The organism is Desulfomonilia bacterium, assembly GCA_036567785.1.
Classification (GTDB): Bacteria; Desulfobacterota; Desulfomonilia; order UBA1062; family UBA1062; genus DATCTV01.
Genome location: DATCTV010000037.1, coordinates 302,100 through 312,379, shown reverse-complemented (window position 1 = coordinate 312,379; position 10,280 = coordinate 302,100). Strand labels below are relative to the sequence as shown.

Annotated in this window: 10 protein-coding genes; 6 read left to right on the top strand and 4 right to left on the bottom strand. The window is 44.9% G+C overall.

Annotated features, from left to right (window positions below; translation table 11 throughout):
* Nucleotides 1-203: 203 nt before the first annotated feature.
* Nucleotides 204-992, bottom strand: coding sequence for an alpha/beta fold hydrolase (locus tag VIS94_12045; GenBank protein ID HEY9161805.1), 789 nt, complete (start codon nucleotides 990-992; stop codon nucleotides 204-206).
* A 452-nt stretch (nucleotides 993-1,444) separates the two neighbouring features.
* Between VIS94_12045 and VIS94_12040 the strand changes: the two genes are divergently transcribed.
* The 6 genes from VIS94_12040 to VIS94_12015 all read left to right on the top strand — a co-directional run bounded on the left by VIS94_12040 (nucleotide 1,445) and on the right by VIS94_12015 (nucleotide 7,907).
* A complete protein-coding gene (locus VIS94_12040) occupies nucleotides 1,445-2,131 on the top strand; it encodes a pseudouridine synthase (GenBank protein HEY9161804.1) in 687 nt (228 codons plus the stop codon).
* Between the two features lie 55 nt (nucleotides 2,132-2,186).
* The gene (locus VIS94_12035) at nucleotides 2,187-2,468 is read left to right on the top strand and encodes an HU family DNA-binding protein (protein ID HEY9161803.1); all 282 of its coding nucleotides are present in this window, start codon (nucleotides 2,187-2,189) and stop codon (nucleotides 2,466-2,468) included.
* Nucleotides 2,469-2,542: 74 nt separating this feature from the next.
* Nucleotides 2,543-3,520: a sigma-54 dependent transcriptional regulator gene (locus VIS94_12030; protein ID HEY9161802.1), complete on the top strand. Its 978-nt coding sequence runs from the start codon at nucleotides 2,543-2,545 to the stop codon at nucleotides 3,518-3,520.
* 69 nt (nucleotides 3,521-3,589) lie between these two features.
* Nucleotides 3,590-5,668 (top strand): tetratricopeptide repeat protein, encoded by a 2,079-nt coding sequence (locus tag VIS94_12025; GenBank protein HEY9161801.1) that lies wholly within the window; start codon nucleotides 3,590-3,592, stop codon nucleotides 5,666-5,668.
* A 69-nt stretch (nucleotides 5,669-5,737) separates the two neighbouring features.
* Entirely contained in the window at nucleotides 5,738-7,396 is a 1,659-nt protein-coding gene (fliG, locus tag VIS94_12020) for a flagellar motor switch protein FliG (GenBank protein ID HEY9161800.1), read from the top strand.
* Nucleotides 7,389-7,907, top strand: a complete 519-nt coding sequence (locus tag VIS94_12015; GenBank protein HEY9161799.1) for a hypothetical protein — start codon at nucleotides 7,389-7,391, stop codon at nucleotides 7,905-7,907. Before fliG ends, VIS94_12015 begins: the two co-directional genes overlap by 8 nt.
* A gap of 6 nt (nucleotides 7,908-7,913) precedes the next feature.
* Here VIS94_12015 and hypB read toward each other — a convergent pair whose 3' ends face one another.
* Genes hypB through VIS94_12000 form a run of 3 tightly spaced genes read right to left on the bottom strand, consistent with a single transcriptional unit; the run spans nucleotide 7,914 to nucleotide 10,102 of the window.
* Nucleotides 7,914-8,591, bottom strand: a complete 678-nt coding sequence (gene hypB, locus VIS94_12010; GenBank protein ID HEY9161798.1) for a hydrogenase nickel incorporation protein HypB — start codon at nucleotides 8,589-8,591, stop codon at nucleotides 7,914-7,916.
* On the bottom strand, nucleotides 8,591-8,941 hold the full coding sequence (hypA, locus tag VIS94_12005) for a hydrogenase maturation nickel metallochaperone HypA (protein HEY9161797.1): 351 nt from the start codon (nucleotides 8,939-8,941) through the stop codon (nucleotides 8,591-8,593). Before hypA ends, hypB begins: the two co-directional genes overlap by 1 nt.
* Nucleotides 8,942-8,953: 12 nt before the next feature.
* A complete protein-coding gene (locus tag VIS94_12000; protein ID HEY9161796.1) occupies nucleotides 8,954-10,102 on the bottom strand; it encodes an acyl-CoA dehydrogenase family protein in 1,149 nt (382 codons plus the stop codon).
* Nucleotides 10,103-10,280 lie beyond the last annotated feature (178 nt).

The following is a 10,280-nucleotide window of genomic DNA, read 5'->3' as shown; positions in this document are numbered from 1 at the left end:
ACAGTTGGTTTTGAATTGGAAAAGGTTAAGGAATACATTGCCGAAGATGGACAGTGAGAGGTAAGAGGGCAGATTCTAACGGCCGTCTTTGAGACGGCTCATAACCGTCAAGCCTCCCTCTCTGAGGGAGCGTTATGACTTGAAAACATCCGGAAATGTTCACTTCAAATATTTTCTAATGTGCCATCCCTTACTGATAACCGTCAAGGTGTACGATTTACCTGTTGTAAAGAGAAGAAATCTATCATGGCATCTGCTACCTTTGACCTTTCCTTATCGACGGTAATTGCATGATAACAGTCATTAAGCATTATGATCTTCTTCTTTGTTGAAGAGATATTATCATAGATACGTCTTGCACTGCCGGAATGTATGAAGATATCCTGGGTTGACTGCATTATGAGCAGGGGGGTTCTAATACTTGACAGAAAACTCTTTTTTCTGATCAGCCCCATAAGCTCCATCAGTGAATATGTCGCAGGTATGGAGTTCCTTCCGTAGCTTACATGAGGGGCGCCCTGGGGTTCTTTCACATCCTGACCGGGTGTCGAGGGCAGATCGCCTATAATACTCGCCAGAGGAGTTCTTCCAAGTATTGGAAGTATATATCTTGCCGCAAAGGGCTTGAACCACAGTGGGGTGGAAAAAACTGCGCCTCCCTGAATAAGGTTTCCATGCAGCGCAGCCATGGCGAGTGTCATTATCCCACCCATTGACAGCCCTGCCACATAAACATTTTCATGCCTTTGATACATCTTTACAAGCTCTTCGGAAACGGCACCGACCCATGCAGGCCATGTCGTTATGTTTAGTTCCTTGATATCTGTTCCGTGTCCGGGCAATAACGGTACTTTGACAGTATAACCGGCTTCATTCATCCTTCCAGCAAGGTATGCCATCTCCGAAGGGGTCCCTGTCAGGCCGTGTATCAGAAGGCAGGCATTTTCTCCACCTTTAAGAAAAATCGGTTCAGCCCCTTTCATGATCTGCATGATTCATCCTCCTTTCCGGTCTTTTTCAAATAATACGGGAATAATCTGAGCGGCAACGGCAAAGAATCCAATCTTAATGAATGCGGATTGTCTGCCAATTCCCCCACACACACCATCAAATATAATCAAAGCAGAAAAAGCTGCAATACCTGATATGGTCTCGGCGGCATGCAGCATAAGCCGGATTATAGGGAATTTTGCAAAAGCGATACACGTATCCCTTTACCTTAAGCAGAAGAAATTCATCGGCAGAATTGCCAAGTGCAAATATAATAACGTCATGAAAGAAACTCATATAACCACTGCATTTAATTAACCCGGAGAATGCCATTATTTTACCTGTTCTCAGGTTGATTTATGATCAATACAATTACCTTTTTAAGATAAATAAAAACATATATATTACATGAATGCAGGTAAGGATTAACAGATATCTTTCTCAATGCGGAGCAATGTCAAGACGTGCGGCTGACAACGCAATCGCGTCGGCAAGGGTTTCAATAAACGGCCATATCGCATCGATCGGCGAAACAATAGACCCTGAAACAGATGATATTCGGCTCGACGGAGAGCCTCTTTATCAAAGCAGGAAATATTATCTGGCGGTCTACAAGCCTAAATACATGATCACGACAATGAAGGATCCCGAAGGCCGGGCATGCATCAATGATCTGATCCCCGAAAAATACAAAGGCGTCTTCCCGGTCGGCAGGCTGGATTTTGATGCGGAAGGGCTTTTGATCCTTACCAACGACGGCGATATGGCAAATGCCATCCATCACCCGACGCACAATTTGGGAAAAGTATATATTGTTGATCTGAGGCCCGAAGCATCCGCCGCGGCGCTCCGTAAAATGTCCAAAGGTGTTGAAATTGACGGAATAGTTACAAGAGAGGCGCTTGTTGAAAGAATACAAGATGTAAAAGGCATGACAACTGTCAGAATCACGTTAAAGCAGGGCCTTAAAAATCAGATAAAAAGAATGGCTGAAGCTGTAGGGCTTAATGTAGTTTCAATCAAAAGGATTGCAATAGGGCCCATATCGCTCGGAAAAATGAGGCCGCGTGAGATCAGGGAATTGGGGGATCCGGAAGTGAGAGCATTATTAAATATGCAAAAAAAGCAGAAACTTGCTTGACTTAATCGTCATGGACTTTATATTTCTAAACATCATTTTATTTTGGAGGTAAGCTGTGAATAAGTCTGAATTAATTGAAGAACTGTCAATGAAACTGGCGCTCCACCCCAAGAAATCGGAGGCAGTGGTCAATACTGTTTTCGATTCCATAATCAAGTCCCTTAAAGATTCCCAGAGGGTCGAAATCAGAGGATTCGGCAGCTTCATGATCAGGAATTACAAACCATATGTGGGGAGAAACCCTAAAAGCGGCGAGAAAATCAAGGTTAGACCCAAAAGTCTTCCGTTCTTCAAAACCGGAAAGGACATGAGGGACAGAGTCAACGCATCCAGATAATAAACCTGTTTCAGGAGCGTCTAAATATTGACGCTCCCACCTTTGCTGTGCTACCGTCCTGTCAGAGGAAAATAATGGACAAGCACAAAATCGAGAACATAATCGGCACTTCAGAGAAAATGATCAAGATTTTTGATCTCATATCGAAGATTGCAAACACTGACTCAACCGTGCTCATCCTGGGAGAATCAGGTACCGGCAAGGAACTGGTGGCAAGGGCCATCCACGGAAAATCCAGACGATCCCGTCTTCCCTTTGTCCCGGTTAACTGCGGTGCAATACCCGAAGAACTGCTGGAAAGTGAACTGTTCGGACATGAAAAAGGGGCCTTCACCGGCGCATTCAGGATGCACACGGGCAGGTTTGAAATTGCAGCGGGAGGAAGCATTTTTCTTGATGAAATATCTGAAATGAGCCCGAATCTTCAGGTCAAGCTCCTCAGGGTGCTTCAGGAAAAGGAATTCGAGCGTGTAGGCGGCATTAATACCATCAAGGCCAATGTGCGCATAATCGCCGCAACAAACAAAAACCTCGAGGAAGAAGTCGATAAGGGACACTTCAGGGAAGACCTTTATTACAGGCTGAATGTTATTCCCATCATCCTTCCCCCTCTCAGGGAAAGACCTGACGATATCCCGGCACTCATAAAGTTTTTTATTGAAAAAAATGTAAGAGAAAAATCGATGGAAGCAATAGAGATAAACACGCAGGTCATGCAGCATCTGATGAACTACAGATGGCCCGGCAATGTCAGGGAACTCGAGAATCTTATTGAGAGGCTTTCAGTTCTCTGTAACGGTAATCCTGTGACAACTGAAGACCTGCCGGAAAAGATTCTTTCAGGCCAGGTCCGAGGCTCAGGCGCATCGCTTGACTTCATACTGCCTGACGAGGGTATTGACCTTTCTGATGTGGTCAGTGATTTCGAGAAAAATATTATCATACAGGCGCTCAAAAAATCAGGCTGGATAAAAAACAGGGCCGCCAAGCTATTGAATCTGAACAGAACAACCCTTGTCGAAAAGATCAAAAAGCAGGGGATACAATCCTAGATAGCATGCCTGGCTGTTTTTCGGTGAGCTTTTTAAATTTCTGGCATAGAAGTTGTATGACTATAATTTGTGAAAATATCAAAAACACACTGTCATGTTTTGAAAATCATCCTTGCAGGTGCATTAATACTGTTTATACTGGTAATTTCAAACAATGTATGCCTGTCCGGTGAAATCAGCCAGTCAGGCAAAAGCGTCAAATATTCCAACACATCAGACAGGATATCCATTGATCTTGTTAATGCCTTTGAAAATGATGAATATTCTTACACGGCGGCAGCCCTTGAAAATCAAAGGGAAAACCTGAACGTTTTCGAGAAATCCCTTCTGGCGAGAATTCACTGGGCTATGTACTACCCCTACAATCAGGCAATGGCATCAAAAGCCTGCGACCTTATGGGAGAGGCAGTGAATGCAATGCCCGACGGCAAGGACAGAGATGCGCTTTCAGCGGAATATGCGGATATGCTCAACAAATCATCAAGACCCGAAGAGGCCTCAAGACTTATAAACAAATTAACCTCTTCCTCTGACAATGAACTGAGATTTTCAGCCAATGTCCTGAAAGCCGAGAACTTCAATATTCAAAAAAAATATAATGACGCCTATGCACAGACCGTACGGATAATTAGAAATTTCGATTTGAGCCATATCTCAAATAATCTGCAGTCGCGATTCTATGCAGTCAAGGGAGATGCATACACCGGACTTAATGAATATTTAAAAGCACTTCAGATGTATAACAAAGCCCTGTCACTGGACAAAAACATCTACAGATTCAGTCCTGATATCTACCTGACAACGGGCTCGGCACTATTTAAAACAGGCAATCCCGCTGATGCAGCTGTTTTTCTTGAAAAAGCCGTTAATCTGGGCATTCCATCTTCAAGGACAGAAGCACTTATCATTCTCGGTGACTGCCTGAACATACTCGGCAGACGGGATAATGCATATGCCCTTTATTATGAAGCCTCGATAAACAGATCACCCGGTGCGGTAGCGGCCATGCTTCGAATGGCTTCAATCATTGAAGAGCGTGATACAGTTGATAAATCCCCATCCGCCAGAACGTACGAGCAACTTACTGCCCTCTATAGAAGAGCCATCTCCGAGTACCCTGACAGCCTGCCAATTGTCGCATACAGCATGGCAAAGACCAATGCCAGATATGGCAAAATGATTGAGGCCTTCAAGATGTATTATGAGGCATGGGCGATTACCCGCGTCAGCGACTCTGTTCATGTATATTCAAAAACAGGTGCTCAACGACTCCTTGAAGAACTTGCAGTTCAAAACAACGGCAACCGGGACAGTGTGATACTAAGCGCTTATATGTCCTATAAAGACAGCATGTTCAAAGACATCAGCAATCCTGAACTTTTAATCAGACTTTCCGGTCTGTTGCTCAAAGAAGGTTATATTGACGATGCATCAAAAATGACAGACATAATAATCAATACGGGAACAAGTGAAATAAAAAACCAGGCTATTTCGCTTCTTGTTAAGATCGAAACCAGAAAAGGGCATTTAAGCAAAGCCCTGAAATTAACCGACACGTGTCTGGAAAATCCAGATAATTTCCCGGAAATCCCAGCTATGAAAACAAAGAAAGCGGAACTGCTTGTGATGCTTGGAAGATACAAGGAAGCGATTAACTATCTTGAAAATCTGGTGCCTGATGAGAATGAAAGCTTGAGCCGGCTGCGCTTGAAGGCCTATCTTTATAATATGGCTAACGAAACCCAAAAGGAGATGAATGTTTACGACAGCATAACAAGGCTTAAAACTGCCGCCTCACCTGTTATTGACCGCGCACTCTTTATCAGGGCATGCGATCTCGCAGGAACAGAACCATTACGTGCAATCAATCTCTTTTCAAGGCTAATAAGAGAGTACCCGGATTCACCCTACCAGACAAAGGCAATCCTGTTGCAAACGGCAATAGCTAAAGACCAGGATTATTTAAAGACCACCCGGATATATGAAGAAATCATAAGTTCAGGCAAAGATTCCACAGCAGCTGCCGCCGCAAAACTTCTGCTTAATGAAATTAATATTGATAAGTCCATTCAAAGATATTTCAAACCTGAAACCGAAAGCGTCAAAAATCCTGCACTTTCGAAAAGCTCTTCCAAAAAGGCCGGCTGAAAATGGCTTATTTGCACATGTTTCAGACATGGTACGGCAATTGCTTATCAGTCATGAGGGAACGACATAATGGAAACGACTTTTAACAGACATACGGAAAGATTTGCAGCCGATAATGTTTTAGCTGCAGACGCGAACAGCATGCCAGTATCATTCTTTAAAAAGTTTCATTACATCAGTCTGACCCTGATCGTTTCACTTACGGTGCTGGTCATCGTTTTTGCAGTGCTTTTATTCATGTCAGTGAATACCTCCAGATTATCCGCGGCAATTACCGGAAGAGAGAATATGGATACAACACCAAGATTATCAAACCAGGGAGTCGAAGCCAAACAGATGATTGAAGACAGCCTTGAAAAAAGGGCACAGGATATTCTTGACAGACTTCTGGGACCGGGCAAAGCTCTTGTCACAATTAATGCCGACATCGACATGGAGGTTGTAAAAAGGGTCCGTGGAAAGGAAGCACAAGGGTCATCTCTGTCATCCGGAATGAATGAGGCGGCTGAAAATCCTTATATCGTTACAGAATACATCCAGGCCCCGGGTGAGATCAGGAGGCTTTCCGTATCCGTCATCGTAGATGGGTCTTATTCCAAAGACAAATCAGGAAAAAAGATATTTGTACCGGCAGCACAAAGTGAAATCATGAATATAGAGACTGTATTGAAGCAGGCTCTCGGATTTGATGAAACACGTGATGATACCATTGCCGTTACATCCATGCCTTTGATCAGAAAAACCTCTCAGGTTTATGAGAGCGGTTTAACCGGCAGCCGTATCTTCAATTCACTGCCGATTCTTTCTATCATCATTATTGCAGTGCTTGCCTTATTGCTGGCCTGTTTCATATATTTAAACAGAAAAAACAGGGCCGGACTTCATATACCCGGCAGTCCCGCTGTAAAGTATGAAATTAAGGAAACCTCGGAGGAAAAAACCGAAAGCCCACAGGCAAAAACTCTGATTGCCGAAAGTCCTGATACTGTTAAAACCGGGGCTACTGATGTGGAAGCCTATAAAGAAAATGAAACCGGTCCGTTCTCGACACTGAATCACGTGGATGTCTCCATTCTTTCAGATTATCTTAAGGGCGAACACCCGCAGACGATAGCTGTTGTTTTATCGCATCTTCCGGGGAACAGGTCTGCCAGAATACTGGGCTCAATGCCCGAAAAGATACAGGGCGAGGTCATATTCAGGATGGCTAACATGGGAATAATCCCGAGGGTGGTAATAGACGAACTGGAACAGGTACTCAAAAGAGATATCGAAGCAATGGGTGCATATGAAGGAAGGAAGCTTGGGGGCGTTGATTATGTTGCAGACATAATGAATCATCTCGATATAAATACCGAAAATATCATCTTTGCGTCTCTTGAAGATGTCGATCCTCTGCTTGCAGACAGGATACGCCAGAAGATGTTCGTTTTTGACGATATCATGAACATAGACAGTCGTGGAATCCAGACGCTTCTTAAGGAGATAACCAATGAGGACCTTATCCTGGCACTCAAAACTGCGAACGATGAGTTGAAGGAAAAGATATTCACGAACATGTCAAGCAGGGCGGCAGAGATGCTCAAGGAAGACCTTGAATCGATGGGACCAGTAAGGATAGCCGATGTCGAGACCGCACAGCAGAATATCATCCGCATTGCCAGAAAACTGGAAAGGCTAGGAAGGCTCGTAATTGCAGGCAAAGGAAGGGAAGATGTGCTTGTCTGAGAAAAAATGTTTCATAAGATTTCTTTTATCCCTTATCATGTTCGTCGCTATTGCCATGATTCCTTCCATCCCTTATGCAGCTGAAAACACGGCTGCAAAACCGGCTGTGAAAGCACTGCCGCCTGATCCTGAAAATGAATTTTACCTGATATTGAAGCAGCGCGAAGAGCTGAGGGCGGACGAAGCGGGCCTTGCAGTTCTCGGCAGGGAACTGGACAGCAGGCTTAAAAATCTTGAGCAGACCGAGTCTCGCATACAGCAGGAACTTAAGCAGATAAACCGTGTAAGCGATTCAAGGGTCAGAAGACTGATAAGGATATATTCTGCAATGGATTCAAAATCCGCGGCAAGGCTTATGGAAGGACTTGAGACCGGACAGGCGGTTGATATCCTCGCCGGAATGAGGGATAACATCTCAGGCCCTATACTTGCCAGTATGGATGCAAAAACAGCAAGCCGCTTGATAAAGCTCCTGGCTGCATATAAGGGTTCTACCGGTCCTGCGCAATAAGATCAATCAGGCCGGGCTCTCAACAAATTCACGGATTTCTTTTTCAAGCCATCCGGTCCACGCCTCAATTCCAGATCCCGTCCTGGCTGAAAGCGGAAATATTTTTATTTCAGGGTTAAGCTTCTTGACGCGTTTTTCTAGTATCTCTGCATCGAAATCGAACATGGAGGCACAATCCGTCTTGCTTACTATCAGGCAGTCGCAGACTGTAAACATGAGCGGATATTTAAGGGGTTTGTCATCTCCTTCGGGGATGCTCAGGATTATGACGTTTCTGATTGCGCCAGTATCAAACTCCGCGGGGCATACCAGATTGCCGACATTCTCGATTATGATAAGATCAAGATTGTCAAGGTCAAGCGCATCGAGACCCTTGCTGACCATTGAAGCATCAAGGTGACAAAACCCTCCCGTCCTCAGCTGGACCGCTTTTACTCCCAGCCGGGCAACTTTTTCCGCATCCACGACTGAATCGATATCGGCTTCAATGACTGCAATTCTGAACCTGTTTTTTAACAATTCAATTGTTTTCAGAATAAGCGTTGTTTTGCCTGCACCCGGAGACGACATAATATTGACAAGGAATGTCTTTTTTCCCCTGAGCATTTTTTTCAGTTCGGCGGCAAGGGAATTGTTGTCTGTCATTATCTCTTCTTTGAGTTCAATGAGACGAACCTCTTCCATCAGATAACCTCCATGTCCTTTACATGGTATTCCCTGCCGGAGACCATCGATCCTTTATCGCTGCCGCATGCAGGGCAGCATGCATCACTCACTTTTCTTATATCGACCGGATATACCTCGGAGCAGACATTGCACCTGATTGTCACCGGCACCCTTTCAATTTTCAGCTTTGCGCCCTGCGCGACAGTATCTTTGCTCAGGTAGTCGAAATAACGCTGAATCCATTCATCTTCAAGATCGCTCATTTCTCCGATCTTTAATGATATGGACACCACCTTTTTCACTCGGGCATTCGCTGCATGCTTCAGCACAATGTTCAATATGCCTTCTGTGACCGGAAGCTCATGCATGTATTATCCCTGTTATTTATTCAGATAGTTTGCGATTATAAGTTTTTGTACCTCGGTCGTTCCCGCTCCTATCGGGAAAACCTTCGCATCGCGCATATACCTTTCTACAGGAAATTCCTTCATATAGCCATAGCCGCCGTGAATATGCACTGCTTCAGCGGTTACGCGGTTCACCATTTCGCATGCATAAAATTTGACCTGGGCCGCAAGCATCCTGGCCTCTTTGAAATTACCCTCATCCCAGCATGTAATGCCCTTATATGCCAGAAGCTTCGATGCCTCGATTTCGACCAGCATGGTAGCAAGCTTATCCTGTATCATCTGGAAATTGAAGATGGGCTGCCCGAACTGCTCCCTTTCCTTCGAATATTTGAGCGCCGCGCTGAAAGCCGCTTCCGCTATGCCTATCGCCATGCAAGACCACATGAAACGCTCCAGGTCAAGGCCGGAGAACATCGTCTTAAGGCCCTTGCCCTCGACTCCTCCAAGAAGATTTTCTACAGGTACCCTGCAATCTTCCATAATGATCTCACCTGTAGGCGATGAGCGAAGCCCCATCTTGGAGAGTTTCCTTCCCACCTTATACCCGGGGAAATCCTTCTCGACAATGAATGCGCACAGGCCTTCAAGTCCGAGTGCGGGATCGGTTGTCGCATAAATAAGCGCCACATCGGCTATGGGTGCATTGGATATGAATGTCTTGGTGCCGTTCAGGATGTAATAGTCGCCGTCTCTTCTGGCCCTTGTCTTGAGAGAAATTGCATCCGAGCCTGCACCGGGTTCGGTAAGACCCATGCAGCCCCTCAAATTACCGGCGGCAATGGCGGGCAGGTATTTATCTTTCTGCTCTGGGGTTGCATTTCTGGCAATATTGTTTGCGCATAAAAGGGTATGCGCCCCAAGGGTTACGGTGACGCCTGCATCCACCTTGCTCAATTCCTCGGCCATAAGGCCGAAAGACAGGTAATCCGTAAGCATCCCGCCATATTCCGGCTCCACTCCCATTCCGAGAAGTCCGATGGGTTTCGCCTTTTCCCAGAGCTGTTCATTGAACTTTTCATCACGATCCATTTCTTCAACGAGGGGGGCAACTTCTTTTTCGGCAAAGCGTTTTACGGTTTCCTGAAGCATCCTTTGTTCCTGGGTAATGTTAAAATTCATATCTTCCCTCCATTTGCTTTTTTACTACAAATCTAACCCATGAATTATAATAGATATTATAGTGGACATAACTCAACAAATGAAAGGTGGCAATATTGAAAATATATTTTCTTAGAACCGCATCAAGACAAACAGGCCCCTGAAACACGGCAGGAACCAGAGCCAGTCATGAATGGTA